Source organism: Variovorax sp. Root434, assembly GCF_001426595.1.
Taxonomy (GTDB): Bacteria; Pseudomonadota; Gammaproteobacteria; order Burkholderiales; family Burkholderiaceae_C; genus Variovorax.
Genome location: NZ_LMEK01000001.1, coordinates 647,902 through 673,544, shown reverse-complemented (window position 1 = coordinate 673,544; position 25,643 = coordinate 647,902). Strand labels below are relative to the sequence as shown.

Sequence of the window (25,643 nt, the reverse complement as noted above, 5' to 3'; positions counted from 1 at the left end):
TTCGTTGGTGGAAGTCGTTGGATGCCTGCGTTCGAAGTTCGCGTGAGCCGGGACGCATGAAGCGCGAAGCCTGGGGCAAGCTTCATCAGGCCTGCGGCACGCGCCGCAGCAGCCCACCAGTGGTGCGCGGCCAGCCGACGCGGCCGAACCAGGCCCCGCCCGCGATGGCCGATGCGATCACGATGCCGTACACCGCCAGCGCCACGCCCTGCGCCGCGAACACGCCGGTGAGCCCGCCGCCCCAGCGCAGCGCGAGCCAGCCGCCCGTGCCCGCCACCGCCAGGCGCGCGATGTTGCCCAGCACCGGCCACAGCAGGCGGCCCGCGCCCTGCGACGCGAAATACAACACCAGCCCGACGCCGAAGAAGCCATACTGCGGCCCGACCACGCGCAGGTAGTGCGCGCCGGTCTCGAGCATCGCCGGGTCGCTGCCGAACAGCAGCAGCCACGGGCGCGGGAACAGCGCGGCCGCGAGTCCGATGGTTTCCGTGAGCGCAAAGGCCAGCGCCGCGCCGGTCCAGGTGGCGCGCAGCGCGCGTTCGCGCTGCCCTGCCCCCATGCAGGTGCCGACCATGGCCACCAGCGGCGCGCCGAGGCCGAACACCAGCGGCACCAGCAGGTATTCGAGCCGCGAGGCCGTGCCGTAGCCGGCCAGCGCGCCCGAACCGAAATGACCTGTCAGCGCGGTGGCGATGCCGATCGACAGGTTGGTCGCCACCGTCGACACCGCGCCCACCAGCCCGATGCGCAGGATGTCGCGGAACAGCGGCCAGCGCAGCTTGAGCGCGGCCAGCGTGGGCCGCAGCAGGCTGCGCGGCGAGCGCAGGTAGACGATCAGCGCGATAGAGCCCAGCAGGTAGTACAGCAGCAGCGCCATCGCACCGCCCGCGATGCCCATGCCCGGCAGCGGTCCGATGCCGAAGATCAGCAGCGGCGACGCGGGAACGAGGAACACCACGCCCGCCACCGTCACGTTGGCCGGCACCGACATGTTGCCGGTGCCGCGGATGATGGCCGAGAGCGAGTTGAAGAGCCACACCAGCGTCGCGCCCGCGAACACCCAGTGCGAGTAAGTAAGCGCAGCCTCGAGCGCCGGCCCCGTGCCGCCCATGGTCCCGTAGAGCCAGCGCCCGCCCAGCGGCAGCGCCAGCGTGAAGCACAGGCCGAAACCCAGCGCGATGACGATGGCATGCCACACCAGCGCATCCGCATCGTCTTTGCGGCGCGCGCCGAGTGCGCGCGCGATCGACGAGGCGATGCCGCCGCCCATCGCGCCGCTGGAGGTCATCTGCATCAGCATCACGATGGGAAACACCAGCGCCATGCCGGCGAGCGCATCGGTGCCGAGCTTGCCGACGAAGTAGGTCTCGATGAGGCCGACGGAGGCCTGTGCCAGCATCACCAGCACATTGGGCGCCGCGAGGCGCAGCAGGGTGGGCACGATGGGCGCCTCGAGCAGGCGGCGCGTGCGCGGGTCGAGTTCGGTGTGGGCTGCCGTCATGTCGGGGCTCCGCGCGCTCAGGCCCGTACCGCGGCGGGCGCGACCTGCGCGCCGGCCTTTGCCGCGGGACGGCGGATCATCATCACGATCAGCGCCGCCACCAGGCAGGCTGCGCCGGCCGCGTAGAGCGCCGGTGTGTAGGTCAGCAGCAGCGTGCGTGCAAAGCCGGCGCCGTAGGCGGCCGTGGCGGCGCCCAGCTGGTGCGCGGCAAAGACCCAGCCGAATACCAGGCCCACCTTGGCGGGGCCGAAGGCGGCGCCCGCGAGCTTGACGGTCGGCGGCACGGTGGCGATCCAGTCGAGGCCGTAGAACATCGCGAAGATGCCCAAGCCGTAGATGGTGAACTCCGAATGCGGCAGCCAGAACAGCGACAGGCCGCGCAGGCCGTAGTACCAGAAGAGCAGCTTGCGGTTGTCGTAGCGGTCCGAGAGCCAGCCCGAGAGGATGGTGCCGACGAAGTCGAAGGCCCCCATCATGGCGAGCACCGAGGCCGCGGGCACTGCGCTCATGCCGTAGTCGCCGCACAGCGAGATGAAGTGCGTCTGCACGAGCCCGTTGGTGCTCAGGCCGCAGATGAAGAAGGTGGCGGCGAGGATAAGGAAGGTGCGGTTGGTCGAAACTTCCTTCAACACGCGAAACGGCGTGGCGAAGTTCATCGCCGGCGCGGCGGCGGCAGGCGCGGCCGGTTGCGTGCCGGGCAACTCGCCGTAGGGCAGCAGGCCGAGGTCCGAAGGCCGGTTGCGCATGAGGCACAGCGCCAGCACGCCGATGAGGATGCTGCCGGCCACGATCGGCACGATGGCCGAGCGCCAGCCCCAGTGCTCGATCATCCAGGCCGCGAGCGGCAGGAAGGCCAGCTGACCGGTGGCCGAACTGGCCGTGAGCATGCCGACGACGAGGCCGCGCCGCGCGACGAACCAGCGGTTGGCCACCACCGCGCCGAGCACCAGCGCCGTCATGCCGGTGCCCAGGCCCAGCATCAGGCTCCACAGCACGAACAGGTGCCACAGCTGCGAAGCCATGGTGACCAGCGCCATGCCCAACCCGACCAGCGCGAGGCCGGTGCAGACCACGGCGCGCAGTCCGTAGCGCTCCATCAGCACCGCGGCGAACGGCCCCATCAGGCCGAACAGCGCGAAACGAAGCGCCAGCGCCGACGAGATCTGCCCGGTGCTCCAGCCGAACTCCTTGCCCAGCGGCTGCAGCATGGCGCCCGGCAGGCCCAGCGCGGCCGACATGGTCAGCATGGTCAGGAAGGTGATGGCGGCGACGATCCATCCGTAGTGAATGCCGCGGCGCTGCAGCCATGCGGAGACGGGAGTGGCGAACATGGGACCTCTGCTGTTGGAATTGAATGTGAGGAGAAGCAAGAAACGAAAACGGAATCCGCGCGCGGCCTCGGACGCGATGGGTGAAGGCTTGCGGTTGGAAGGAAAAGGGTCAGTCTTCGGCGTCGGGCTCGTCCTCCGCGCCCAGCAGTTCCATCGACTCGTCGATCAGCCGGTGCAGCGCGAGCACGCGCTCGACGCCCAGCAGCGCATTGAGTTTTTGCTGCGCTGCCTTCCAGTGCAGCTGCGCCTCGCGGCGCTTGGCATCGCCTTCTTCGGTGATCTGCACCAGCCGGCTGCGCGCATCGGCGCCGGCGCCCAGCGAGATCCAGCCCGCGGCGATCAGCGGCTGCAGGTTGCGGCTCAGGGTCGAGGCTGTCATCTTGAGTTCGCTCGCCAGGTCGACCGGACGCGAGGGACCGAGCCGCGCCAGATTCGACAGCAGCGAGTACTGTGTGGTCTTGAGGCCGCTCTTCGACACCTCGGCGTCGTAGTGCTGCGAGAGGCGGCGCGAGAGCTGGCGCACCTTTAAGCTGGTGCAGCCGCGTGGCTTGGCGAGGGTGTCCATGGGGTATTATTGTAGCTGCAACTATTGCATATGCAACTTAACCCTCCAGGCAACCCGGACAGGAGAACACCCGGCATGACGCAGAACCCCAGCCAGCTCGACGCATGGATCGCCGAAGAGCGAAAGATCACCGAACGCCTCGAAGCCGGTCCAGGCCCCGGCCTCGCCCGCCCCGACCAGATCGCGGGCAAGACCGGCCTCGAGGTGATGCAGGCGATGCTGAACGGCGAGATTCCCTTTGCAGCCATCGCCAGGACGCTGGACTTCACGATCCTCGAAGTGCGCCCGGGCGTGGCCATCTTCCAGGGCACGCCGCTGCCGCAGCACCTGAACCCGCTGGGCACCATCCATGGCGGCTGGGTCGCCACGATGCTCGACTCCGCCCTGGGCTGTTCGATTCACACGATGATGCCGCCCGGGCGGGCCTACACCACCGCCGAGCTGAGCGTGAACTACGTGAAAGGCCTGACGCCCAAGGTGCAGCGTGTGCGTGCCGAGGGCAAGGTGATCCACTGCGGCCGCCAGCTGGCCACCGCCGAGGCTCGCCTCTTCGGACCCGATGGCACGCTGTACGCGCATGCCACCACGACCTGCCTGGTGTTCGAGACTCGCCCGGCGGGCTGAGCCGTGGGAAACGAGATCCAGCCGGCCGATCTGGGCTTCTTCTGCGCGCTGGCGAGCGCCGGCAGCCTCAGTGCCGCGGCACGCGAGCTGGGTGTCTCGACGGCGGCCGTGAGCAAGCATCTCGCGCAGATGGAAGCGCGCCTGAGTGTCAGCCTGCTCAACCGCACCACGCGGCGCATGAGCCTGACGCCCGAAGGCGAGCTCTATCTCGAGCACGCGCGCCGCATCCTGAACGACATCGACAGCATGGGCGAGATGCTGGGCGCGTCGAAGGCGACGCCACGGGGACTGCTGCGCGTCAACGCCACGCTCGGCTTCGGCCGCAGCCACATCGCACCGCTGATATCCAAGTTCGTGCGCGAATATCCGGAGGTGGAAGTGCAGCTCCAGCTGTCGGTCAATCCGCCGCCGCTGACGGACGATTCCTTCGATGTCTGCGTGCGCTTCGGCGCGCCGCCGGATTCGCGCGTGATCGCAAGGCGGATCGCGGCCAACCGCCGCCTGCTGTGCGCCGCGCCGGCCTACATCGCCAGGCGCGGCATGCCCAAGGTGCCCAGCGACCTCTCCAGGCACAACTGCATCGGCATCCGGCAGGGCGAGGAGGCCTACGGCCTCTGGCGGCTGTCGAGCGGCCGGGGCAAGAGCGCCACCACGCAGGCCGTCAAGACACGCGGCACGCTGACGACGAACGACGGAGAGATCGCCGTCAACTGGGCGCTCGACGGGCACGGCATCCTGATGCGCGCGGAGTGGGACATTGCCCGCCACCTGCGCAGTGGCCTCCTCGTGCAGGTCCTGCCGCAGTACCACACGCCGGACGCGGACATCTACGCGGTCTACCCGCAGCGCCACCGACTTGCCGCGCGCGTGCGCGCCTTCGTCGACTACCTGGCGCTGTCGCTCGCACGGCAGGCTTCGGCCGCAGTGGGGTAACCCGCCGTCAAACGCAAGCTCAAACGCGCCGCGCCTACGGTCGCGCTCCCTTCGACTCTCTCTTCAAGGTGAGCTTCATGCCCAAATTCGTCATCGAACGCGCCATTCCCAACATCGGCGGCGCCAGCGCCGCCGAACTGCAGGCCGTATCCCAGAAGTCGTGCGGCGTCCTGCGCGAACTCGGCCCCGACGTGCAATGGGTCCACAGCTACGTCACGGGCGACAAGATCTACTGCGTCTACAACGCGGCCAGCGAAGAGCTGGTGCGCGAGCACGCGCGCAGGGGCGGATTTCCCGCCGACAGCGTGGCGCGCGTGGTGACGACGATCGATCCGACGACGGCGGAGGCCTGACCCCTCCATCCTGCTGCGCCCCGTGCCTCGCTCTGCCACACTGCGGGCATGAGGCCCTTCGTCCAGCTTCTCGGCGTGCCATGTGTGGTGAGCGCAGACGGCCCGGTCGCGCCCATCCGGGGCCACAAGGCCTGGGGACTGCTTGCCTATCTCGCGCTCCAACCGAGCGCTGTTGCGCGGCAGCGCCTGGCCGGATTGCTGTTCGAAGACGCGGAAGACCCGCTGGCTGCGCTGCGCTGGAACCTTCGCGAACTGCGTCGGGCCCTGGGCGACTGCACGCTGCGCGGAGATGCGATCGCCTTTCCCCATGAGCACGTCGCCGGCGTGGACGTTGCCGTGCTGACGCGGGGCGACTGGTCGGACGCGTTGTCGCTCCATGGGCTCGGATGCGAGTTGCTGGAGGGCCTGGGCTTTTCATCGAGCCCATCGTTCGCAGCGTGGCTGCAGTCCGAGCGACGAAGGATGCAAGCCACGTCGGAGGCTGTGCTGCGCGAGGCCGCCCTGTCCCGGGTTGCGGGCGGCGCGCCGGGCGCGGCCGCCGAGCTGGCCTACCGGCTCGTCAGCCTGGACCCGCTGGACGAGAACGCGCACGTCCTGCTGGTGCGCTGCCTTGCGGCGGCGGGCGATGGGGTGGGCGCGGCGCGGCAGGCCGCCGCCTGCCGGGAACTGTTCAGGCGCCAGCTTGGCGTCGCACCCGGGCCCGCGCTGGCCGACGCGCTGCACACCGTGACGGCCACGCCGACGGCCCGGCCGGCCATCGGTCGCGCGGGTGCCTTGGCGCAGCTCGAGGCGGGCGAGGCCGCCATCGGCGCGGGCGTGCTCGAGGCCGGCCTGCAATGCCTGCGCCGAGCCATGGTCGACGCCGATGGCACCGGCGATCCCGCCCTGCGCACGCGCGTGCGGGTTGCGCTGGGCGGCGCACTGGTGCACGCAGCGCGCGGCCGCGACGAAGAGGGCGCCGCGGCCCTGCACGAGGCCTTGGCCATCGGCCGTGAAGCCGCGCCCGCACTGGCCGCCGCCGCATGCCGCGAACTGGGCTACGTCGAGTTCTTGCGAGGGCGCTACGAGCGCGCGCTGGCGTGGATGGCGCGGGCCGAGCCGTTGGCAGGCGACTGCCTTGCCGAGCGGGCCCGGATCGCCACAGTGAAGGGCTCCATCCTGAGCGACACGGCCTACTACCCGGCCGCCATGGAAACGCTGCGCGACGCCGCAGCCTGGGCGTTGGAGGCGAGCGAGCCCAAACAGGTGATCTACGCCGAGTCCATGCTGGGTCGGGCCATGATCCTGCGCGGCGAGTGGGAAGCAGCAAGGCCGATCGTCGACCGTGCCGTCGACCAGGCAGGCCGGTTGTGGACCGCCTTCCTTCCCTGGCCCTTGTCCTTTCGCGCCGAAATCGATCTGAGCGACGGCCAACTGGAGTCGGCCGCGGAGCGCTTCGAGCACGCCTTCGCGCTGGGATGCCAGTTGGGCGATCCGTGCTGGGAAGGCATAGCCGGCCGCGGCCTCGGATTGGTCGCGATGGCGCGCGGCGACGCTGCGCGCGCGGAGGAAATCCTGCTGGACACACTGGCTCGCTGCACCCGCCCGCCGGACGCCTACCTGTGGGGCGAGGCCTATGTGCTCGAGGCGCTTTGCCGCCTTGGCGTGTCGCGGCGCACGTCGCCGATCCGCCGGCAGGTGGACGAGTTGATGGACATCGCCGCACGAACCGGCATGCGGGAACTCGTGGTGCGGGCCCACCTCCTTCGCGCCGCCCTCGACGATCCGGATGGGGCAGTGGCCGCACGAACCCTGGCCACAGACATCGACAATCCGGCGCTCACGGCGTTGACACTGAACGTCGATTCGCCTGCAGTAGGCCTTCAGCTCGTAAGTCCAAACGGCTCATCCTCTCTTCGTCAGTGATAATTGTTCGCATTGGCGCCGCACGCCGTGCCGCCGATGTTTTCACAAGAACACGTCACCGTCTGGAGGATTTTTCATGACCGAACGCTCTGGCGCTCAAGTCCGCGCCGCGCGCACACTGATCGGCGTCACCACCGCTTGGCTCGCCCTCACCGCCCTGCCCGCCCACGCTGCGAATGACGAACTCACGCTCTACACGACGCGCGAGCCCGCGCTGATCCAGCCGCTGATCTCCGCCTTCAGCGCGCAGAGCAACATCAAGGTCAACACCGTGTTCGTGAAGGACGGCCTGCTGGAGCGCGTCAAGGCCGAAGGCGCCCGCTCGCCGGCCGATGTGCTGATGACCGTGGACATCGGCGCGCTGATGGACCTGGTCGACGGCGGCGTGACGCAGCCCGTGAAATCGCCCGCGCTCGAATCGGCCATTCCAGCCAACCTGCGCGGCGCCGACGGCCAGTGGTTCTCGCTCTCGCTGCGCGCGCGCGTGCTCTATGCCGACAAGGCCCTGCCGCTCGCGAGCTTCCGCTACGAAGACCTCGCCAGCCCGAAATACAAGGGCAAGGTCTGCATCCGCGCCGGCCAGCATCCCTACAACACCGCGCTGGTCGCCGCGCTGATCGCGCACGACGGCGAAGCCAAGGCCGAGCAGTGGCTGCGCGGCGTCAAGGCTAACCTGGCGCGCAAGGCCACCGGCGGCGACCGCGACGTGGCGCGCGACATCCTCGGCGGCATCTGCGACGTGGGCCTGGCCAACTCGTACTACGTCGGCCAGATGAAGAGTTCCAAGGAAGGCACCGACGCGCGCAAGTGGGGTGACGCCATCAAGGTGGTGCGCCCGACCTTCGCCAAGAGCGGCGGCACGCACGTCAACATCAGCGGCGCGGCCGTGGCGAAGAACGCGCCGCAGCGCGCCAACGCGGTCAAGCTGCTCGAGTTCCTGGTGTCGGAGCCGGCGCAGGCGCTGTATGCGCAGACCAACTACGAGTACCCGGTGCGCAAGGGCGTCGCGCTCGACCCGATCATCGCGTCGAGCATCGGCGAGCTGAAGGCCGACCCGCTGCCCGTGGCCGAGATCGCCAAGTACCGCAAGCAGGCCAGCGCGCTGGTCGACAAGGTCGGCTTCGACCAGTAGCGTTGGCTCGCCCCCAGGCTGCGGCCCGGCGAAGCCGGTTCCACGGTGTTCCTGGAAGAAGCGCGCACGATGGAGAAGCCTTGTTCCGCATGACCATCAACGGTCGGCATGAGGGCCTGCGCGCAGCAAGCCCGGCGTGGCGCTGCGCGTCGTTCCTGATCGCCGTCGGCGTGCTCGCGCCGGTGCTCACGCTGGCGTGGCTCGCCTTCGGCTCGGGCCTCGGGCACTGGGGGCCGCTGTTCGCGCACGTGCTGCCGCAAGCGGCGCTCAACACGGCCATGCTGCTTGCGGGCGTGGGCGTGCTGGTGCTGGTGATCGGCACCGGCTGCGCGTGGCTGGTGACGGCGCATGACTTCCCCGGCCGCGGTGTGCTGCACTGGGCGCTGCTGCTGCCGCTGGCGATGCCGACCTACATCGTCGCCTTCGCGTACCTCGACCTGCTGCACCCCATCGGCCCCGTGCAGGGCGCGATCCGCTGGGTGCTGGGCTTCGACAGCCCGCGCCAGTTCCGCCTGCCCGATCTGCGCTCGATACCGGGTGCGATCTTCGTGCTGGGCTTCGTGCTCTATCCGTACGTCTACATGACGGCGCGCGCGATGTTCATGACGCAGCCGGCGCACCTGATGGAAGCGGCGCGCACGCTCGGCGAAAGCCGGCGCGGCGCGTTCTTCCGCGTGGCGCTGCCGCTGGCGCGGCCGGCGCTGGCCGTGGGGCTGAGCCTCGCGCTGCTCGAGACGCTCAACGACATCGGCGCCTCGGAGTTCCTCGGCGTGAACACGTTGACGGTGGCTGTCTACACGACGTGGATCACGCGCTCCGACTTGGCGGGGGCTGCGCAGATCGCCTGCGCGATGCTGTTCGTGGTGGTGGCGCTGGTCTGGCTCGAACGCAATGGCCGGCAGCACCAGCGCTTCGGCTCGGCGCAGCGCATGCGCGCGGTGCAGCCGCGGCGGCTGCACGGTGGCGCGGCCTGGGCCGCCAGCGCGGCGGCGGCGCTGCCGGTGCTGATCGGCTTCGTGGCCCCTGCGCTCTACCTCGTGCGGGAAAGTTTCAAGCGGGTGCATCAGGGCGGCGGCATTTCCCAAGGCCTGGTCGCGAGCCTCGGCAACACGCTGGCGCTGGCTTCGGGTGTCACCGCGGCCACGGTCGCGGCGGGGCTGGTCGTCGCCTGGGCCTCGCGCAGCCAGGGCGCGGGCCTCGCCAACCGCGCACGATGGCAGGCGCGTGCGGCGACGCTGGGCTACGCGGTGCCGGGCACGGTGCTGGCCATCGGGCTGCTCACGCCAGCACTGGCCTTCGACAGCGCGCTCGCCACGGCATTCGGATGGCAGGGTCTGCCGCTCATGGGCGCGGGCATCGTGCTGGTCGTGGCCTGCGCGATCCGCTTTCTCGCGATGCCGGTCGGCGGTATCGAGGCCGGCCTCGCGCGCATTCCGCCCGCCATCGAGCAGGCCTCGCGCCTGCTCGGCGAAACCACCGGCGGCACGCTGCGCCGCGTGCACCTGCCGCTGCTGCGCCCCGCCATCGCCACGGGCGCGCTGCTGGTGTTCGTCGATGCGATGAAGGAGCTGCCGGCCACGCTGCTGCTGCGGCCCGCCAATTTCGACACCCTCGCCACCTGGCTCTACGCCGAGGCCGCGCGCGGTACGTATGAAGAAGGCGCGATTGCCGCGCTCGCCATCGTGCTGGCCGGCCTGCTGCCCGTCCTGCTGCTCGCGCGCAACCAGCTGGGCGCGCCTTCGGTCGCACCCGGCCCCGACCAGACACCATGAGTTCCCCCCTGCACCTCGACGCGATCCAGCTCGCATACGACACACCGCGCGGCCCGCACACGGTCGTCGACGGTTTCTCGCTGGCATTGGACGCCGGCGAAATCGGCTGCCTGTTCGGCCCTTCGGGCTGCGGCAAGACGACGGTGCTGCGTGCCATCGCAGGCTTCGAGCCCGTGCGCGCCGGCACGGTCCGGCTCGGCGACGTGCTGCTCTCGTCCGCGCAGAAGCACCTGCCGCCCGAGCAGCGGCACGTGGGCATGATGTTCCAGGAGTACGCGCTGTTCCCGCACCTGTCGGCCGCGAAGAACGTGGCCTTCGGCCTGCGCCGGCTCGACCGCACGGCGCAGCAATCGCGCGTGGCGGAAATGCTGGCGCTGGTCGGCCTCGACGACGCGGGCGAACGCTATCCGCACGAGCTCTCCGGCGGCCAGCAGCAACGCGTCGCGCTGGCCCGCGCGCTCGCGCCCTCGCCCGCCCTGCTGCTGCTCGACGAGCCGTTCTCCAACCTCGACGGCGGCACGCGCGAGCGGCTGACTGCGGAGGTGCGCGGCATCCTCAAGCAGGCCGGCCAGACCGCCATCCTCGTCACGCACAACGAGGCCGAGGCGCACGCCATGGCCGACCGCATCGGCGTGATGCACGGCGGGCGCATCACGCACTGGCTCGACGCAGCGGCATAGCACACGAGGCCCGTTTTCCGAATGGGCTTTCCGGGAAAAGGTTGTTCGGGACCGCAAGAATCGCGGCCTTCCAGACACATCCATCACCCAGGAACGGAAAGCCCCATGACGCAAGCCCTCACCCTCGTCAGCCACCTGCTGTGCCCGTATGTCCAGCGCGCCGCGATCGCGCTGCATGAAAAAGGCGTGCCCTTCGAGCGCGTGGTCATCGACCTCGCGAACAAGCCCCAGTGGTTTCTCGACATCTCGCCGCTCGGCAAGGTACCGCTGCTGAAGGTTCACAAGCCCGACGGCAGCGAGGCCGTGCTGTTCGAGAGCAACGTGATCTGCGAGTACCTCGAGGAGACACAGCCCGGCGCCCGCCTGCACCCCGAAGACCCGCTCGAGCGCGCCGAACATCGCGCGTGGATGGAGTTCGGCTCGGCCATCCTCGGCGACCTCTGGGGTTACGAGACCACGCAGGACGCGGCCGTGTTCGAGCAGAAGCGGCTGGCGCTCGTCGCCAGGTTCGAGCGCGTGGAAGCGGCGCTGGCAGCCTCGGGAGAAGGCCCCTACTTCGCCGGCCAGAACTTCAGCCTCGTCGACGCGGTCTTCGCACCGGTGTTCCGCTACTTCGAGGTGTTCGACGCGATCAGCGACTCGCATGTCTTCGACGCACTGCCCAGGGTCAAGGCCTGGCGCAAGGCGCTGGCGGCCCGCCCCAGCGTGCGCGATGCGGTGGTGCCTGAATATCCCCAGCACCTGATGGAATTCCTGAAGCGCCACCAGGCCCACCTGCTGACACTGGCGGCTTGATCGCCGCGGCGGGACGCAGACAATAGCGGCCTCCCTTTCTTCACGCCCAACGGCCCCCACGAGATGCGACTCCTCCACACCATGCTGCGCGTCGGCAACCTCCAGCGCTCCATCGACTTCTACACCAAGGTGCTCGGCATGAACCTGCTGCGCACTTCGGAGAACCCCGAGTACAAGTACAGCCTCGCCTTCATCGGCTACGGCAAGGGCAACCCCGAGCAGGCCGAGATCGAGCTCACCTACAACTGGGGCACCGAGAGCTACGAACTGGGCACCGCCTACGGCCACATCGCGCTGGGCGTGCCCGACGCATACGCGGCCTGCGAGAAGATCAAGGCCGCGGGCGGCAACGTGACGCGCGAGGCCGGGCCGGTCAAGGGCGGCACCACCGTGATCGCGTTCGTGACGGACCCCGACGGGTACAAGATTGAACTGATCCAGCGCGACGAAGGCGCCGCCGGCGGCGGCCTGCGCTGATGACCCGCCGCGTTGCCCTGCTGCGTGGCGTGAACGTCAACGGCATCGCGATCAAGAGCGCCGACCTGAAGACGCTGTTCGCGGAAGAACTCGGCTTCGCCGCGGTGCGCACCGTGCTCGCCAGCGGCAACGTGCTGTTCGACACCGACGAGCGCGATGCCGACGCATTGCGCAAGCGCATCGAGCAGGCGCTGCGCAAGCGATTCGGCTACGAGGCGTGGATCGTGCTGCTCACCCAGAAGCAGGTGGCCGACGTGGCCAAGGCCTATCCCTTCGAGCGCATCGACGACGAGCGGCATCCCTATATCGTGTTCGGCTCGGACACCGCGATGCTCGACGAGATCGTGGAGAAGGCCGGCACCGTCGATACCGATGTCGAACAGCTGAAGCCCGGCAAGGGCGTGCTGTACTGGCAATGCCCGCGCGGCGAAAGCCTCGATACGCCGGTGGCCAAGCTGCTGGCCAAGACGCGCTACAAGTCCAGCACCACCACGCGCAACCTGCGTACGGTGGAGAAGCTGCTCACCGGCTGATCAGCAGCCGAGCAGGTCGGCCAGCGCCTCGATGTCGCGCGCATGCAGGTTGTTGTCCGGCTGCGGTGACACGTCCTTCGGCTTGGCGCGGCCGAATTCGTACGGACGCTCGATGTAGGCCGTCTTCAGGCCGCACACGCGCGCGGCGGCCAGGTCGTCGTGGTGCGCGGCGGCCAGCATCACCTGACCGGGCGTTGCATCGAACACACCCGCCACGCCGAGGTAGGTGCGCGGATCGGGCTTGTAGGCCTTGAACACCTCGGCCGACAGCACGCAGTCCCAGGGCAGGCCCGCGCGCTTCGCCATCTCGGTGAGCAGGCCGATGTTGCCGTTCGACAGCGTGCAGATGGTGAACTTCTTCTTGAGCCGCGTGAGCCCCGCCACCGAATCGGGCCAGGCCGGCAGGCGGTGCCAGGCGCGGCTCAGGTCGCGCCTGGCGGCCGTGTCGAGGCGCTCGGACAGGCCGAAATCGCGCAGCACCTGTTCGAGCATGCTCAGGTGCAGCTCGTCGAGCAGCGTGAAGCCGCCCTCGCCCGCGGCAATGCGCTCCATCACGGCCTTCATCGCGGGCTGGTAGCCCGCGCGCCACGCCAGCGCGAAGGCCGCGCCGTCCACGCCCGGCAATGCGCGCTCGGCCTCGGCGGCAATGCCGCTGTGCCAGTCGACCACCGTGCCGAAGACGTCGAACGCGATGACCTTCAGGTCGCTCGCGTCGAAATCGGCGCGCATGATCAGCGCGGCAGCTGGCTCGCGGCGCGTGCCAGTTGCTCGATGCGAGCCCAGTCGCCTTCGCGGATCGCGTCGGTCGGCACGATCCACGAACCGCCCACGCAGGCCACGTTCGACAGCGCGAGGAACTCGGCCGCGTTGCCCGCCTGGATGCCGCCCGTCGGGCAGAAGGTGACGTCGCCGAACGGACCCTGCCAGGCCTTGAGCATCGGCAGCCCGCCGGCCTGCAGCGCGGGGAAGAACTTGAGCTGGGTGTAGCCGTCTTCCTGCGCCATCATGATCTCGCTGCCGGTGGCCACGCCGGGCAGCAGCGGCAGGCCGAGGTCGTGGCAGGCCTTGCCGACCGCACGCGTGTAGCCCGGGCTCACGCCGAACTTCGCGCCGGCCAGCGCCGAGGCCTGGGCGTCGGCCGCGCTGCGGATGGTGCCGGCACCGGCCACGGCCTCGGGAACGTCCCTGGCGATGGCTTCGATGCACTGCAGCGCCTGCGGCGTGCGCAGCGTGACTTCGAGCATGCGGATGCCGCCGGCCACCAGTGCGCGAGCGAGAGGGACGGCGTCTTTCACGTCGTTCAGCACGATGACCGGAATGACCGGCGCATCGCGCATGACTTCGAGGGCGGTGAGTTTTTTTGTCATTTCATAGCTCCATTACGTCAAGCACGCGATCCTGAAAATCGCGGTGCTCAATTCCAGAAACACCGCGGAACCGGCTTTGCCGGGCCGCCGGTGTTGCCCCGGAAGGGGGTTGGCGAAGCGACACGAAGTGCGCGCAGCCTGGGGGCGAGTCCGATTACAGCCATGAGCAGGCTCCTTCTTCAGCGGTCAATGCATTGCGGCGCATGCCGGCGAACAGTTCGCGGCCGAGGCCGTGTCCGTCGGCGATGCGCTGCGCTTCGGGCAGCGTCGCGGTTTCGCGCGCGGCCCATTCGTCTTCGGGCAGCAGCACGGCCAGCGTACCCGCCACCGCGTCGAGGCGGATCAGGTCGCCGTCGCGCACCTTGGCGAGCGGGCCGCCCGCAGCCGCTTCGGGCGAGACGTGGATGGCGGCCGGTATCTTGCCCGACGCGCCGCTCATGCGGCCATCGGTGACCAGCGCCACGCGGAATCCCTTGCCCTGCAGCACCGACAGCGGCGGCGTGAGCTTGTGCAGCTCGGGCATGCCGTTGGCCTGCGGGCCCTGCCAGCGCACCACGCAGACCACGTCGCGCTCGAGTTCGCCGGCGGTGAAGGCCTTGTGCAGCGCGGCCTGCGAGTCGAACACGCGTGCGGGCGCTTCGATGACATGGCGGTCGTCGGGCACCGAGGACACCTTGATGACGCTGCGACCGAGGTTGCCGCCCAGCAGCTTGAGGCCGCCGGTGGCACTGAACGGATTCGCGACCGTGCGTGTGATGGCTTCGTTCTTCAGCGGCGCCGCGGGGCTCCATTGCAGGCGCTGTTCGGCGCCATCGCCCACCAGCGCCGGGATGTTCGCGTATTCGCGGATGCCGCCCGCGCGCACCGTCAGCACGTCGGCATGCATGAGGCCGGCGTCGACCAGCTCGCCGATCACGAGGCCGGGGCCGCCCGCGGCCTGGAACTCGTTCACGTCGGCGCTGCCGTTGGGGTACACGCGGCTCAGCAGCGGCACCACGTCGGAGAGCTTCGAGAAGTCGTCCCAGTCGATCACGATGCCGGCGGCGCGCGCCACGGCCACCCAGTGGATCAGGTGGTTGGTGGAGCCGCCCGTGGCCAGCAGCGCAACCATGGCGTTGACGATGCAGCGCTCGTCCACCATCTCGCCGATGGGCGGGCACTGGAACGAAATGTCGCTCGCCTTGCCCAGCACCGTGCGCACCGCTTCGCGCGTGAGCGTCTCGCGCATCGCGTCGCCGGGCTGGATGAAGGCCGTGCCGGGCACGTGCAGGCCCATGGCCTCGAGCAGCATCTGGTTGCTGTTGGCGGTGCCGTAGAAGGTGCAGGTGCCCATCGTGTGATAGGCGGCCATCTCGGCATCGAGCAGGCCCTGGCGGCCCACGAGGCCTTGCGCCGCCTGCTCGCGCACCTTCGACTTGGCATTGTTCGACAGTCCCGAGGGCATCGGGCCGGCGGGCACGAACACGGTCGGCAGATGGCCGAAGTGCAGCGCGCCGATCAGCAGGCCCGGCACGATCTTGTCGCACACGCCAAGCAGCAGCGCGCTGTCGAACATATCGTGCGTGAGCGCGACGGCCGTGCTCATGGCGATCAGGTCGCGGCTGAACAGGCTCAGCTCCATGCCGGGGGTGCCCTGCGTGACGCCGTCGCACATGGCGGGCACGCCGCCGGCCACCTGCGCGGTGGCGCCGAGACGGCGGGCCTCGTGCTTGATGATGTCGGGGTAGCCCTGGTACGGCGCGTGGGCCGAGAGCATGTCGTTGTAGGCGGTGACGATGCCGATGTTGGGCGCGCGCTCGGCCACCACGCGGAACTTGTCGTTCGCCGGAATGCCGGCCACGGCGTGCGCCACGTTGGCGCAGCCCATGCGGTCGGAGCCGCGGTCGCGGTCGCGGATTTCGGCGAGGCGGGAGAGGTACGCGCTGCGCAGCCCCTTGCTGCGCTCGCGGATGCGATCGGTGACGTCGCGGACGATGGGGTGTGTGCTGCTGCTCATGGGGTCGGTGGCTCTTGCTGCGTGCCGCCAGGGCGGCTGTAGGCCTGGAGACCCATGGTAACAAGCCGGGCACGAAAGCCCGATGAAATCCGGGTGCCCGCCAATACGAATCCACTCATCCGCGCCCATGCAGGGAAGCACCCATGAAAAAGCCCGGCGTCACCGGGCTTCTTCTTGTTCTTGCAGCCGATGCGCAGCGCTCAGTCCACCAGCTTCACCTCGACGCGGCGCGCCTCGGCGTTGTTGCCCGAGCCGGCTGTCACGGCGGGCCTCTGCAGGTCGACCTTGGCCGCGGGCACGCCCAGGCCCACGAGCACGTCGCGCACCATCTCGGCGCGCTTCTTCGCGAGCTGTTCGTTGATGGCGGCATCGCCGGTGGTGTCGTGGAAGCCCGAGACCACCGCCTTGCGGCCGCTCTCGACGCCCTTGATGACCGCGGCCAGCGCCTCGGCGGCGCCGGGCGCGAGGTCGGCGCTGCCGGTCGCGAAGTAGAAGTTCACCACGCCATCGACCACGCGGATGCTTGCGCCGTCGGGGATCGTGACCGTCACGGTCTCGGTGACCTCGGCCACCTTGGGCGCGGCGCCGGGGGCCGGCGCCGAGATCACCACCGCCGGGGCGGCGGCGGCGGCCCGCGCGGCCGCCGGGTTGTGGCCCTTGTGCCAGAGCACGATGCCAACCACGAAGAAGATCACCAGGGCGATCAGCGCCATGACGAATCCGAGGATGAAATTCTGCTGGCTGTCGTCATCGCTCATCGGGGGTCTTGCTCCATAGGGAAGGGGTAGGTAAATAATGGTGCGGTGAACCATGATCAGGAAATTGTAGGTGGCGGTCCCGGCATTCCCATGTCGGACCCTGCGCCGAACCCCGGTCCGCCGGGACTCGACCCCATGCCCAAACCTCTGCGCGATCCGCAGCCGATGCTCGAGCGCGCCATCGCCGACTGGGGCGGGCATGAGGATCTCTGGCTTTTCGGCTATGGCTCGCTGATCTGGCGGCCCGAGTTCGACTTCGTCGAGCGGCGCCAGGCCTGGGTGCGCGGCTGGCACCGCGCGCTGAAGATGTGGAGCCGCGTGAACCGCGGCAGCGTCCAGGTGCCCGGCCTCGTGTTCGGATTGCTCTCGGGCGGCAGCTGCCGTGGCATGGTGTTCCGCGTGCCCAGGGCCGAGGGTCTGGAAACGCTGCGCCGGCTCTGGCTGCGCGAGATGCCGACTGGCGTGTACGACCCGAAATGGCTGCGCTGCGGCACAGCCGAGGGGCCCGTGCGCGCGCTGGCGTTCACGCTGTCGCGGCGCAGCCCCAACTTTACGGGCGAGCTCAGCGACGAGCGCTACCGCCACATCTTCGCCAACGCCGTCGGCCGCTACGGCACTTCGCTCGACTACGCGCGCCAGACGCTGCTCGAACTGCAGCGCCACTCGATCCACGACGCGGCGCTGGCCCGCCTGGTGGCGCTGGCCGCCGCTCAGGAGCAGCAGCGCCAGCAGCAAACCGAGGCCGCCGCCGATTGCGGGGCGCCGCAGCCTCCGGTATATGTTCCGGGGTCTTCAGACCCTTCTTCCCAACCTTCCGAATCGTCCAAGGAAAACACATGACCCAACGTCGTCTCGCCGCCGCCGGCGCCGCCCTCCTCGCCTCCGCCCTTCTCGCCGCCTGCGGCAGCATGGGCGGCAAGCCGAGCACCGCCGTCGAGCTGGTACCGACCGGCGCCATCACGCCCAACCCGACGCGCGGCACGGTGACCTTCGCCGCGCTCGACCACGGCGTGCGCGTGTCGGGCGAAGTGCGCGGGCTGGCACCGGGCAGCGAGCACGGCTTCCACATCCACGAGAAGGGCGACTGCGGCAACAACGGCGACGCCTCGGGTGGCCACTTCAACCCGACCGGCGGCACGCACGGCAAGTTCGCCGCCGCGGGCAGCCATGCCGGCGAGCTGCCGAGCCTGGTGGCCGATGCCAGCGGCGTGGCCCGCTTCAGCGTGGAAGACCACTCGATCTCGCTGACGGACGGCGCGGCCAACAACGTGGTGGGCCGCGCCCTGGTGGTGCATCGCGACCGCGACGACTTCACGACGCAGCCGTCGGGCAACTCGGGCCCGCGCATCGCCTGTGCGGTGATCACCAAGCCCTGATCGAAACGGGCGGCAAGAGCTAGGCGCCCTCGCGCGCCAGCCACAGCGCCTCGGCCTGCGCCAGCGCCTCGGGCGTGTCGATGTCGGTGACCACGCCGACGTCGTCCACCACCAGGTCGGCCACCGAATCGATGGCACGCATCGACCGCAGGATGGACGATGCGCCGAGGCTTCCCTCCAGCATGGCGAGTTGCGCACCGCACCCGGCGGCAAAGCCCACCGGATGGCCGCGCTCGCCCCGGTACTGCGGCTGCACGGCATTCACCCGGCCGCCGAGGGCCGCTGCAACGGCCTGCAGCGTCGCGGGCTGCACCAGCGGCAGGTCGCCCGGCAGGATCAGCCAACCCGCCGCATCGGGCGTTGCGCGCACCGCGGCCGCGATCGAATCGCCCATGCCGGGGTGCCCCGCATCTTCCACGTGCCACGGCAGACCGCTGGCGCGCACCGCGTCGAGCGTGCGCTCCAGCACCGGCCTGCCGGCGAGCAGCGCCTTCAGCTTCGAGCCCGTGCCGCCGGCCGCAATGAAGCGTTCGCCGCGGCCCGAGGCCAGCACGATCACCACCGGGGAATTCGCCTTCATGGTCGTCATGGGCCGAGTATGTGCGCAACAATCCCGGCATGACCTCTCCCCTCTCCAATGACGCATTGGCGGCGCTGCGCAAGAGCTACGAGCGCGCCGAACTCGGCGAAGCCCACAGCGCGGGCGATCCGCTGAAGCAGTTCGAGCGCTGGCTCACTGAAGCCATTGACGCGCAGGTGCCCGAGCCCAATGCGATGACGCTGTGCACCGTGGGCAGCGACCTGCGGCCGTCGAGCCGCATCGTGCTCATCAAGGGCTACGACGCGCGCGGCATCGTCTGGTACACCAACTACGAGAGCCGCAAGGGCCGCGAGCTGTCGGGCAATCCGTATGCGTCGCTGCAGTTCCACTGGGTCGAACTCGAGCGCGTGGTGCGCATCGAGGGCCGCGTCGAGAAGGCAGGCCCCGAAGAGAGCGACGCCTACTTCGCGAGCCGCCCGCTCGACTCGCGCATCGGCGCCTGGGCCAGCCCGCAGAGCGAGGTGATCAGCGGACGCGACGTGCTGGTGAAGAACGCCGCCGTTGCCGCGGCCAAGCACATGCTCTCGCCGCCGCGCCCGCCGCACTGGGGCGGCTACCGGCTGGTGCCCGATCGCTGGGAGTTCTGGCAGGGCCGCAAGAGCCGGCTGCATGACCGGCTGCGCTATCGGCTCGAAGGTGCGGACTGGGTGCGCGAGCGCTTGGCTCCCTGAGCTTCCTGATCCTTCAAGGAACACCGCGGAACCGGCTTTGCCGGGCCGCTGGTGCTGCCCCCGGAAGGGGGTTGGCGTAGCGACACGGAGTGCGCGAAGCCTGGGGGCGAATCAAGCCTCACAACTCACGACTTTGAACTCGACGCGCCGGTCCAGCGCGTCGCTCGCATCGTCTGCCCCCGTGCCGACGATGTTCTCGCGGAAGCCCATGCCCGATTCGCGCAGCTTCTTCGACAGGGGCGCCGCCTCGCCCACCAGCCGGGTCTTCACGCTCACCGCGCGCTGCAGCGACAGCCGCTCGTTCACCGCCTCCGAGCCCGTGCGGCTCGTGTGGCCCGTGACCACCACGCACGAATCGATCTGCGCCGCCTGCCGCGCGATCTGGCGCAGCCACATCGGATAGGCGGCGCTGATCTTCGGATCGGCGAGGAAGTCGGTCGAGCCCGGCTTGAACAGGAACTTCACGCTCAGGTTGTTGGTTTCGAGCCCCAGCCGCGCGATGGTGCCGAAGGTCTTCTCGGCATCGGCCGTGCGGCCGAGTTGCGACTGCGTGAGGTACAGCCCGCTGTAGATGCGCAGCTGCTGGCCGTCGGGCCGCTTCGACGCGGCCTCGTAGCGGCCGAGCGCCTCGCTCATGCGGCCGGCCTCGTAGGCGGCGGTGGCCTCCTGCAACACGGTCGAGGTCGGCAGGCGCTCCAGGTACAGCGCGTCCGCGGCTTGGCCGGGCTGGGTCTCGGCGGTGCGGATGTAGCCCTCGACGCCGCGGTCCTTGCCATTCACCGGGCTGTCGCGGAAGAAGGCGGTGGGCCGTGTGTCGAGCGTGGCGTCGCTGATGCGCGTGACCGACTGCGCGATCACCATGCCGCTGCGGATTTCGGTCAGCGCGAGGTTCAGCCGGTACGGTGCGCCCGAGGCGTCCCTGTCGCGCACCAGCGTGCCGTTGAGCACGTACTGCGCGCTGCCGATCTCGCTCGCGTTGAAGGGCGTGACGGTGAACTGCCTGAACTGCGCCTGCATGCGCTGCACGATGCGTTGCTCGGCCACGCGCGTCACCTCGGTCTGCTGGCCGCTCGCGCCTTCGAGCAGCGGGTCGATCACGATGCGGCGCTGCGTGAGCGTCGACTCCACCTTGGCCAGGAAGGCCGGCAGTTTCTGCGTCTGCACCATCAGGTCGTCCACCGCCTGGTTCACGGCCTGGTCGAAGGGCATGGCGTTGCCCGGCGCGGGGCGGTGCGCGCAGGCGGCGGCAAGCACGGCGGCGCACAGCGCGAACGCGCGCAGCGCCAGGCGAACTCGTTGGGTGGTGGTGGTCGTCATCAGCATTGGCTCCTCAATGTCTTCATGTCCTGGTCCGACAGCGGCTCGCCCACGGCGGCGCGCATGTTGATCTCGCTGCAGCGTTTCGAAGGCACGGGGTGCCGCTCGACGGGTTCGCGATGCGCCTCGGGCGCCGGCGCCGCGGTGGCGGTGATCTGCGGTCGCGGCTTCGGCACCGGCCGCACGACGGCGGGCTTGGGCTCAATCTCCTGTGCCGGCGGTGCCTCCGCCGGCACAGGAACGGCCAGGCAGGGCGTGCGGCACGGCTTGGCCTCGCCCGCCGCATGCGCGCGTGCGCCGTGCAGCGCGATCACCGTCGCGACCACCGCCGTCACTGCAAGGGCAAGGGGCGAAACACGCGCCGGATAGATCGTCATCAGCCGGCAAATGTAGGGGCGCGAACGCCGCGCGCCAGCCCACCAAACGGCCACCCCTGCCAAACGGCATAGGGCTAGCGCTGTCGTTCAGTCGGGCAAAAGTTCGCGAAAACGCCGGAATCCGGCGCGCCATGAAACTGGCGCGATTCAGTCGCGGGACACCGCAGAACCGGCTTTGCCGGGCTGCTGGTGTCGCTCCCGGTAGGGGGTTGGCGTAGCGACACGAAGTGCGCGAAGCCTGGGGGCGAGCTCCTTTATGGCAGCCACTGCACCCAGACCATCACGAGCGGGAGCGTGGCGAGCCCCAGCACCGTCGACATCGCGACGCTGGCCGTCACCAGGTCTTCGGCCGTGCGGTAGCGCTGCGAAAAGAGGAACACGTTGGCGCCGATGGGCAGCGCCGCCGCCACCACCATCACCGTGAGCGGAATGCCTCGCACGCCCAGCAGCCAGCCGATGACGGCCACCAGCAGCGGATGCAGCAGGTTCTTCACCAGCGCCTGCATCAGCGCGCCGCGCCAGTGCCGGCCGATGGGCGTGAGCGCGAGCGTGATGCCCACCATCACCAGCGCGATGGGGCCGAAGGCCTGGCCGAGCAGCTGGATCGGCTTGTCGATGAACTCGGGCATGACCAGCCCGGTCTGCGCGAACAGCAGGCCCGCGATGATCGGCAGCGGCACGGGGTGGATAATGGCGTTGCGCAGCGCACGCATCACGGTGCGTGCCATCGAGGGGCGCGTGTCTGCGCCACCGACACCCGCGTGCTCGCGCGCGACGGCCAGCTCCAGCACCACCGTGGCGCTGGTCAGGAGCACCAGCGAATGCAGCGAGATCAGCGTGAGCAGCACCACCATGCCCGCCTCGCCATACGCCAGGCCGATCAGCGCGATGCCGATCATCACCGTGTTGCTGTACGTGTTGGCCAGCGCGATCACCGCCGCGGTGCGATTGAATCCGCGCAGCGCCAGCGTGGCCGCGAACAGCAGGCCCGAGGCGACGAAGTACGCCGCCACCGGCTTCAGGCTCAGCTGCTCGACGTGCACCGTGCTCATGGCGCGAAACAGCAGCGCGGGCGCGAGCAGCAGGAAGATGAGATGCGACAGGTCCTTCACCGCATTGCCGCCGATCCAGCGGCGCTTGCCGGCGAGGTAGCCCGCGGCGATGAGCAGGACGACGGGGAGCAGGGAGGAGATGACGAAGGAATTCACTCGACGAGGATAGCCCAGTGAGTGTCTTGCACCTTCCCCTCCCCGGGGGAAGGTTGGGATGGGGGCAAGCGGCGCCTGCCAAAGCCACAGCCTCGTCAAAGGCCGCCTGCCCCCACCCCTGCCCTCCCCCAGAGGGGGAGGGAGAAACACGGGATCAGAACGTCACGCGCAAACCGACCTTCAGCGTGCGCCCCGGCAACGGCGCGTTCGGATACACCGTCGTCGTCAGGATCGACGTCGCGCTGTAGGCCAGCTTGTTCGTGATGTTGTCCATGCGCGCATACCAGGTGAGGTTGGCGCGCTGCACCTTCATGCGGTAGGTGAGGGCCGCATTCCACAGCGTGTAGGCATCGGTCTCGCGCGCGCCTACCGACGGAACGCGGTGCTGCGCAGCGTTGTAGTCGAAGCCGAAGCGCGCGCCCCACGGGCCGTTGGCATAGGCCAGCGTCGCCCCCAGGCGCAGCGGCGCGATGCGCGGCAGCGGCTCGCCGGTGTCGAGGTTCTTCGCGCGCACGATGTCGCCGCGCCATTCGAGGTCCAGCGTGCCGGCGTCGTCCATGCGCGCGAAGCCTTCGCTGCCCAGCAGGCGCAGGTTGCCGTTGGCCTCGATGCCGGCGAAGCGCGCACGCACGCCGCCGTAGACGTACTCGGCCAACGTGTCGGTGGCGCCGGGCTCGGCCACGTTGCCTTCCCCGTCGAGGTTGCGCCCCGTCGCGGTCAGGCCGATGTAGTTGCTGAAGCGCGTGACGTAGGCATTCACGCGGGCCGTGTTGGGGCCCGACTTCCACTGCGCACCCAGGTCCAGGCCGGTCGATTTTTCCTTCTTCAGGTTCGGGTCGCCCACTTCCCACGCGGCCGTCGCCACGTGGGGACCGTTGGCCAGCAGTTCGTAATCCTTCGGCGCGCGCTCGGTGTAGGCGAGGTTCGAGGTCAGCTGCCACTGCGGCGCGAGGTTGACCAGCGCACCGAAGGCCGCGCTGTGCGGATTGAAGGTGCGCTCGCCGACCGCAAAGCGCGTGACCGTCGGATCGTCCGGATAGCCCAGCGATCGGATGCGGACCTGCTCGGTGCGCGCACCGAAGCTCAGCCGGCCCCACGAAGTGCCGTACTCCTCGTACATGAACAGCGCATTGGAGCGCGTGCGGCTGTGCGGCGCGAAGGCCTCCTCGCCATCGGCGGCGAAGCGGTTGGTTTCGCTGCTGAAGCCGACCAGGCCCTCGAAGTTGCCGATCTTCTGGTGGCGCGCCTCGATGCGCAGGTCGTTGCTCATGTTCGAGAACGTGGTGCCGGGCGTACCACCCTCGAACTCGGTGTGGCGGTAGTCGGTGTGGCTCAGCTTGGCGTGGATGCTGCTGATGAAGCCGCCCGGGCGCCACTCGCCTTCGAGCGCATAGCGGTCGGACTTCATGCCGATGGTGACGTCGTCCTCGGCCACGGTGCCGTAGTTGCTGCGGTAGGTGCTGACCGAGGCGCCGATGTAGCCCTGGTCGAAGAACATCGTGCCGCCGAGCGCGCCGCCGTGCGCCTCGTTGGCCGAGTTGCAGATCTTGCGCGCCGTCCACGGCGAGCCGGGCTTGCTGCATTCGAGGCTGATCGGCACCGAGACGTCCTTCGAGTCGCGGTTGAAGGCGTCGACGTGCAGCGCGAAGCGGTCGTTGCCGCCTTCGAGCACCACGCCGCCGTTCTTCTCCTTGTTGCCGGTGGAATAGCCCAGGTCGGCGCGGCCGCCGAAGCCGTTGATCGGCTCCGAAGGAATGCGGTTGTCGATCACGTTGACCACGCCGCCAACGGCGCTGCCGCCGTACTGCAGCGCCGACGGGCCGCGCAGCACTTCGATGCGGTCGGTGACCAGCGCATCGACAGGCACCGCGTGGTCGTAGCTCAGCGCGGAGGCGTCGGGCGCGCCGCCGCCGTTCTGCAGGATGCGGATGCGGTCGCCGTCCTGGCCGCGAATGATCGGGCGGCTGGCGTTGGGGCCGAAGTAGCTGCTGCTCACGCCAGGCACGTTGTCCAGCGTTTCGCCGAGCGTCGATTGGGAACGCAGCAGCAGCTTGTCACCCGACAGCGTGGTCGTGGGCGCGATCAGTTCGGAGGCACCGAGCGGATTGCCGGTGACGGTGACCTCGCGCAGGCTGGCGGCGTCGGCGGATTGGGCCTGAACCTGTGCCTGGTCCTGGGCCATGCTTGCGAAGGAGGCGAGCGAAAGAACTGCAACGCCGATGGCGTTGCGACGGAAATGGGGAGTCATGAAGGGACACTCGTTGAATCGGGAAACGACCGGCCGCCACCCGCGCGGGAAGCGGGTGCAGCAGCCGGAACACAGGGGATTCAGCGAGTGGAAGGCGGACCGCGCGCGTCGAACAGCGCGACCCAGCGGGCGATGGTTTCGCCCTGCAGGAAAGCAAAGACGGCCGACGGCAGCAGCATCGGCAGCACCACCAGCGGCACGCCGGGGACGCCGGAGCCGTGCGAGAGCTGGTCGTAAAGCCGGCACTCGGCGTCGTTGTGTTCGCCGAACAGGCCGGCCAGCTGGGGGACGGCATGCTTGTGGGCAGCCTGCGCCGCGGCGACCGGCAGGCCCGGCACGTGCAGCGAACGGTGCATCAGCCCCAGCGTGCCCGCGAACCACACCGCGACCATCAGCGCGATGACGAGCGCGCGGGTCGAACGGGTCCGGGGCTGGCGGATGAAGAGATGCACGGGGCGCAGGTACCGATCGGCGCTCAGGCCTTGACGCGCGACGCGAAGGTCTTCTGGAACTTCTCGACCTTCGGTCCCACGACGAACGCGCAGTAGCCCTGGTTCGGATTGTTCAGGAAGTAGTCCTGGTGATAGGCCTCGGCCGTCGAGTAGTTGGCGAGCTGCGCCACCTCGGTCACGACGGGCGAGCTGTAGGTCTTGCTGGCCCCGATCTCGCGGATGACCTCCTCGGCCACCTGCTTCTGCGCGTCGCTCGTGTAGTAGATGCCGCTGCGGTACTGGGTGCCGGCGTCGTTGCCCTGGCGGTTGAGCGTGGTCGGGTCGTGCACGACGAAGAAGATCTCGAGGATTTCGCGCAGGCTGATCTGCGCGGGGTCGAATTCGAGTTTCACCACCTCGGCGTGGCCGGTGCGGCCGGTGCAGACCTGCTCGTAGGTCGGGTTGACGGTCTGGCCGTTGCAATAGCCCGACTCCACGTCCAGCACGCCCTGCACCCGGTCGAACACCGCCTCGGTGCACCAGAAGCAGCCACCGCCGAGCACGATGGTTTCGGTGGGCGGCGATGAAGTGGACATGGTGCGGCTCCGGGAGGTTGGAAAAGGACGAGCCCGTTATTGTGGCGGCTTGACGTGACGGATATCGGTCACTACATTACTAACCCGCGAGTCATT

At 69.3% G+C, this 25,643-nt stretch carries 27 protein-coding genes; 13 read left to right on the top strand and 14 right to left on the bottom strand.

Going from position 1 to position 25,643, the window contains the following annotated elements:
- Positions 1 to 85 precede the first annotated feature (85 nt).
- From ASD05_RS03165 to ASD05_RS03155, 3 genes are all read right to left on the bottom strand, one after another.
- Positions 86 to 1,501, bottom strand: coding sequence for an MATE family efflux transporter (locus ASD05_RS03165; RefSeq protein WP_056587466.1), 1,416 nt, complete (start codon positions 1,499 to 1,501; stop codon positions 86 to 88).
- Positions 1,502 to 1,518: 17 nt separating this feature from the next.
- Positions 1,519 to 2,832, bottom strand: a complete 1,314-nt coding sequence (locus ASD05_RS03160; protein ID WP_056587464.1) for an MFS transporter — start codon at positions 2,830 to 2,832, stop codon at positions 1,519 to 1,521.
- Between the two features lie 109 nt (positions 2,833 to 2,941).
- Positions 2,942 to 3,397, bottom strand: coding sequence for a MarR family winged helix-turn-helix transcriptional regulator (locus ASD05_RS03155; RefSeq protein WP_056587461.1), 456 nt, complete (start codon positions 3,395 to 3,397; stop codon positions 2,942 to 2,944).
- A 75-nt stretch (positions 3,398 to 3,472) separates the two neighbouring features.
- Between ASD05_RS03155 and ASD05_RS03150 the strand changes: the two genes are divergently transcribed.
- The 10 genes from ASD05_RS03150 (at position 3,473) to ASD05_RS03105 (ending at position 12,601) form a co-directional block, all read left to right on the top strand.
- Positions 3,473 to 4,021: a PaaI family thioesterase gene (locus ASD05_RS03150; protein ID WP_056587458.1), complete on the top strand. Its 549-nt coding sequence runs from the start codon at positions 3,473 to 3,475 to the stop codon at positions 4,019 to 4,021.
- 3 nt (positions 4,022 to 4,024) lie between these two features.
- A complete protein-coding gene (locus tag ASD05_RS03145) occupies positions 4,025 to 4,954 on the top strand; it encodes a LysR substrate-binding domain-containing protein (RefSeq protein ID WP_056587455.1) in 930 nt (309 codons plus the stop codon).
- A 77-nt stretch (positions 4,955 to 5,031) separates the two neighbouring features.
- Positions 5,032 to 5,307 carry a DUF4242 domain-containing protein gene (locus ASD05_RS03140; protein ID WP_056587821.1) on the top strand — a complete coding sequence of 92 codons (276 nt, stop codon included), beginning with the start codon at positions 5,032 to 5,034 and terminating at the stop codon, positions 5,305 to 5,307.
- 48 nt (positions 5,308 to 5,355) lie between these two features.
- A complete protein-coding gene (locus ASD05_RS03135) occupies positions 5,356 to 7,212 on the top strand; it encodes a BTAD domain-containing putative transcriptional regulator (RefSeq protein ID WP_056587451.1) in 1,857 nt (618 codons plus the stop codon).
- 76 nt (positions 7,213 to 7,288) lie between these two features.
- Positions 7,289 to 8,344 carry a Fe(3+) ABC transporter substrate-binding protein gene (locus ASD05_RS03130; RefSeq protein ID WP_056587448.1) on the top strand — a complete coding sequence of 352 codons (1,056 nt, stop codon included), beginning with the start codon at positions 7,289 to 7,291 and terminating at the stop codon, positions 8,342 to 8,344.
- 89 nt (positions 8,345 to 8,433) lie between these two features.
- On the top strand, positions 8,434 to 10,116 hold the full coding sequence (locus ASD05_RS03125) for an ABC transporter permease (RefSeq protein WP_056587443.1): 1,683 nt from the start codon (positions 8,434 to 8,436) through the stop codon (positions 10,114 to 10,116).
- On the top strand, positions 10,113 to 10,796 hold the full coding sequence (locus tag ASD05_RS03120; protein WP_056587439.1) for an ABC transporter ATP-binding protein: 684 nt from the start codon (positions 10,113 to 10,115) through the stop codon (positions 10,794 to 10,796). Before ASD05_RS03125 ends, ASD05_RS03120 begins: the two co-directional genes overlap by 4 nt.
- Positions 10,797 to 10,901: 105 nt before the next feature.
- Positions 10,902 to 11,591 carry a glutathione S-transferase family protein gene (locus ASD05_RS03115; protein WP_056587436.1) on the top strand — a complete coding sequence of 230 codons (690 nt, stop codon included), beginning with the start codon at positions 10,902 to 10,904 and terminating at the stop codon, positions 11,589 to 11,591.
- A gap of 63 nt (positions 11,592 to 11,654) precedes the next feature.
- A complete protein-coding gene (gloA, locus tag ASD05_RS03110) occupies positions 11,655 to 12,068 on the top strand; it encodes a lactoylglutathione lyase (RefSeq protein WP_042672808.1) in 414 nt (137 codons plus the stop codon).
- Positions 12,068 to 12,601: a DUF1697 domain-containing protein gene (locus tag ASD05_RS03105; RefSeq protein WP_056587434.1), complete on the top strand. Its 534-nt coding sequence runs from the start codon at positions 12,068 to 12,070 to the stop codon at positions 12,599 to 12,601. Before gloA ends, ASD05_RS03105 begins: the two co-directional genes overlap by 1 nt.
- On the opposite strand, the gene ASD05_RS03100 is transcribed toward ASD05_RS03105, so the two are convergent.
- The 4 genes from ASD05_RS03100 to ASD05_RS03085 all read right to left on the bottom strand — a co-directional run bounded on the left by ASD05_RS03100 (position 12,602) and on the right by ASD05_RS03085 (position 16,722).
- Positions 12,602 to 13,330 (bottom strand): haloacid dehalogenase type II, encoded by a 729-nt coding sequence (locus tag ASD05_RS03100; protein ID WP_056587430.1) that lies wholly within the window; start codon positions 13,328 to 13,330, stop codon positions 12,602 to 12,604.
- Between the two features lie 2 nt (positions 13,331 to 13,332).
- On the bottom strand, positions 13,333 to 13,968 hold the full coding sequence (gene eda, locus ASD05_RS03095) for a bifunctional 4-hydroxy-2-oxoglutarate aldolase/2-dehydro-3-deoxy-phosphogluconate aldolase (protein WP_007829490.1): 636 nt from the start codon (positions 13,966 to 13,968) through the stop codon (positions 13,333 to 13,335).
- Positions 13,969 to 14,122: 154 nt separating this feature from the next.
- Complete coding sequence (gene edd / locus ASD05_RS03090; protein ID WP_056587427.1) at positions 14,123 to 15,964, bottom strand: phosphogluconate dehydratase; 1,842 nt, start codon at positions 15,962 to 15,964, stop codon at positions 14,123 to 14,125.
- Between the two features lie 200 nt (positions 15,965 to 16,164).
- Entirely contained in the window at positions 16,165 to 16,722 is a 558-nt protein-coding gene (locus tag ASD05_RS03085) for an OmpA family protein (RefSeq protein WP_056587424.1), read from the bottom strand.
- 135 nt (positions 16,723 to 16,857) lie between these two features.
- On the opposite strand from ASD05_RS03085, the gene ASD05_RS03080 reads away from it, so the two are divergent.
- On the top strand, positions 16,858 to 17,562 hold the full coding sequence (locus tag ASD05_RS03080) for a gamma-glutamylcyclotransferase (RefSeq protein ID WP_082571946.1): 705 nt from the start codon (positions 16,858 to 16,860) through the stop codon (positions 17,560 to 17,562).
- Entirely contained in the window at positions 17,559 to 18,098 is a 540-nt protein-coding gene (locus ASD05_RS03075) for a superoxide dismutase family protein (RefSeq protein WP_056587418.1), read from the top strand. Before ASD05_RS03080 ends, ASD05_RS03075 begins: the two co-directional genes overlap by 4 nt.
- 19 nt (positions 18,099 to 18,117) lie before the next feature.
- Here ASD05_RS03075 and ASD05_RS03070 read toward each other — a convergent pair whose 3' ends face one another.
- Positions 18,118 to 18,678: a nucleotidyltransferase family protein gene (locus ASD05_RS03070; RefSeq protein ID WP_414930034.1), complete on the bottom strand. Its 561-nt coding sequence runs from the start codon at positions 18,676 to 18,678 to the stop codon at positions 18,118 to 18,120.
- A gap of 38 nt (positions 18,679 to 18,716) precedes the next feature.
- Here ASD05_RS03070 and pdxH point away from each other — a divergent pair, with 38 nt between their 5' ends.
- Positions 18,717 to 19,370, top strand: coding sequence for a pyridoxamine 5'-phosphate oxidase (gene pdxH / locus ASD05_RS03065; RefSeq protein WP_056587818.1), 654 nt, complete (start codon positions 18,717 to 18,719; stop codon positions 19,368 to 19,370).
- A 111-nt stretch (positions 19,371 to 19,481) separates the two neighbouring features.
- On the opposite strand, the gene ASD05_RS03060 is transcribed toward pdxH, so the two are convergent.
- The 6 genes from ASD05_RS03060 to msrA all read right to left on the bottom strand — a co-directional run bounded on the left by ASD05_RS03060 (position 19,482) and on the right by msrA (position 25,547).
- The gene (locus tag ASD05_RS03060) at positions 19,482 to 20,690 is read right to left on the bottom strand and encodes an OmpA family protein (RefSeq protein WP_056587817.1); all 1,209 of its coding nucleotides are present in this window, start codon (positions 20,688 to 20,690) and stop codon (positions 19,482 to 19,484) included.
- On the bottom strand, positions 20,687 to 21,064 hold the full coding sequence (locus tag ASD05_RS29890) for a hypothetical protein (protein WP_056587412.1): 378 nt from the start codon (positions 21,062 to 21,064) through the stop codon (positions 20,687 to 20,689). Before ASD05_RS29890 ends, ASD05_RS03060 begins: the two co-directional genes overlap by 4 nt.
- Before the next feature lie 254 nt (positions 21,065 to 21,318).
- Complete coding sequence (locus ASD05_RS03050; protein WP_056587409.1) at positions 21,319 to 22,272, bottom strand: AEC family transporter; 954 nt, start codon at positions 22,270 to 22,272, stop codon at positions 21,319 to 21,321.
- A gap of 154 nt (positions 22,273 to 22,426) precedes the next feature.
- Positions 22,427 to 24,520 carry a TonB-dependent receptor gene (locus ASD05_RS03045; protein WP_056587406.1) on the bottom strand — a complete coding sequence of 698 codons (2,094 nt, stop codon included), beginning with the start codon at positions 24,518 to 24,520 and terminating at the stop codon, positions 22,427 to 22,429.
- An 80-nt stretch (positions 24,521 to 24,600) separates the two neighbouring features.
- Positions 24,601 to 24,972, bottom strand: coding sequence for a hypothetical protein (locus ASD05_RS03040; protein WP_056587403.1), 372 nt, complete (start codon positions 24,970 to 24,972; stop codon positions 24,601 to 24,603).
- Positions 24,973 to 24,995: 23 nt separating this feature from the next.
- A complete protein-coding gene (gene msrA, locus ASD05_RS03035; RefSeq protein ID WP_056587401.1) occupies positions 24,996 to 25,547 on the bottom strand; it encodes a peptide-methionine (S)-S-oxide reductase MsrA in 552 nt (183 codons plus the stop codon).
- Positions 25,548 to 25,643: the final 96 nt, after the last annotated feature.

Excerpts from the sequence above, each read along its gene's own strand:
- ASD05_RS03155 (WP_056587461.1), bottom strand. The coding sequence starts at position 3,397 with ATGGACACCCTCGCCAAGCCACGCGGCTGCACCAGCTTAAAGGTGCGC.
- ASD05_RS03160 (WP_056587464.1), bottom strand. The coding sequence starts at position 2,832 with ATGTTCGCCACTCCCGTCTCCGCATGGCTGCAGCGCCGCGGCATTCAC.
- ASD05_RS03085 (WP_056587424.1), bottom strand. The coding sequence starts at position 16,722 with ATGAGCGATGACGACAGCCAGCAGAATTTCATCCTCGGATTCGTCATG.
- ASD05_RS03105 (WP_056587434.1), top strand. The coding sequence starts at position 12,068 with ATGACCCGCCGCGTTGCCCTGCTGCGTGGCGTGAACGTCAACGGCATC.
- gloA (WP_042672808.1), top strand. The coding sequence starts at position 11,655 with ATGCGACTCCTCCACACCATGCTGCGCGTCGGCAACCTCCAGCGCTCC.
- ASD05_RS03120 (WP_056587439.1), top strand. The coding sequence starts at position 10,113 with ATGAGTTCCCCCCTGCACCTCGACGCGATCCAGCTCGCATACGACACA.
- pdxH (WP_056587818.1), top strand. The coding sequence starts at position 18,717 with ATGACCTCTCCCCTCTCCAATGACGCATTGGCGGCGCTGCGCAAGAGC.
- ASD05_RS03070 (WP_414930034.1), bottom strand. The coding sequence starts at position 18,678 with ATGAAGGCGAATTCCCCGGTGGTGATCGTGCTGGCCTCGGGCCGCGGC.
- ASD05_RS29890 (WP_056587412.1), bottom strand. The coding sequence starts at position 21,064 with ATGACGATCTATCCGGCGCGTGTTTCGCCCCTTGCCCTTGCAGTGACG.
- ASD05_RS03075 (WP_056587418.1), top strand. The coding sequence starts at position 17,559 with ATGACCCAACGTCGTCTCGCCGCCGCCGGCGCCGCCCTCCTCGCCTCC.
- ASD05_RS03100 (WP_056587430.1), bottom strand. The coding sequence starts at position 13,330 with ATGCGCGCCGATTTCGACGCGAGCGACCTGAAGGTCATCGCGTTCGAC.
- ASD05_RS03135 (WP_056587451.1), top strand. The coding sequence starts at position 5,356 with ATGAGGCCCTTCGTCCAGCTTCTCGGCGTGCCATGTGTGGTGAGCGCA.
- ASD05_RS03150 (WP_056587458.1), top strand. The coding sequence starts at position 3,473 with ATGACGCAGAACCCCAGCCAGCTCGACGCATGGATCGCCGAAGAGCGA.
- ASD05_RS03125 (WP_056587443.1), top strand. The coding sequence starts at position 8,434 with ATGACCATCAACGGTCGGCATGAGGGCCTGCGCGCAGCAAGCCCGGCG.
- ASD05_RS03140 (WP_056587821.1), top strand. The coding sequence starts at position 5,032 with ATGCCCAAATTCGTCATCGAACGCGCCATTCCCAACATCGGCGGCGCC.
- msrA (WP_056587401.1), bottom strand. The coding sequence starts at position 25,547 with ATGTCCACTTCATCGCCGCCCACCGAAACCATCGTGCTCGGCGGTGGC.
- ASD05_RS03080 (WP_082571946.1), top strand. The coding sequence starts at position 16,858 with ATGCCCAAACCTCTGCGCGATCCGCAGCCGATGCTCGAGCGCGCCATC.
- eda (WP_007829490.1), bottom strand. The coding sequence starts at position 13,968 with ATGACAAAAAAACTCACCGCCCTCGAAGTCATGCGCGATGCGCCGGTC.
- ASD05_RS03045 (WP_056587406.1), bottom strand. The coding sequence starts at position 24,520 with ATGACTCCCCATTTCCGTCGCAACGCCATCGGCGTTGCAGTTCTTTCG.
- ASD05_RS03115 (WP_056587436.1), top strand. The coding sequence starts at position 10,902 with ATGACGCAAGCCCTCACCCTCGTCAGCCACCTGCTGTGCCCGTATGTC.
- edd (WP_056587427.1), bottom strand. The coding sequence starts at position 15,964 with ATGAGCAGCAGCACACACCCCATCGTCCGCGACGTCACCGATCGCATC.
- ASD05_RS03165 (WP_056587466.1), bottom strand. The coding sequence starts at position 1,501 with ATGACGGCAGCCCACACCGAACTCGACCCGCGCACGCGCCGCCTGCTC.
- ASD05_RS03130 (WP_056587448.1), top strand. The coding sequence starts at position 7,289 with ATGACCGAACGCTCTGGCGCTCAAGTCCGCGCCGCGCGCACACTGATC.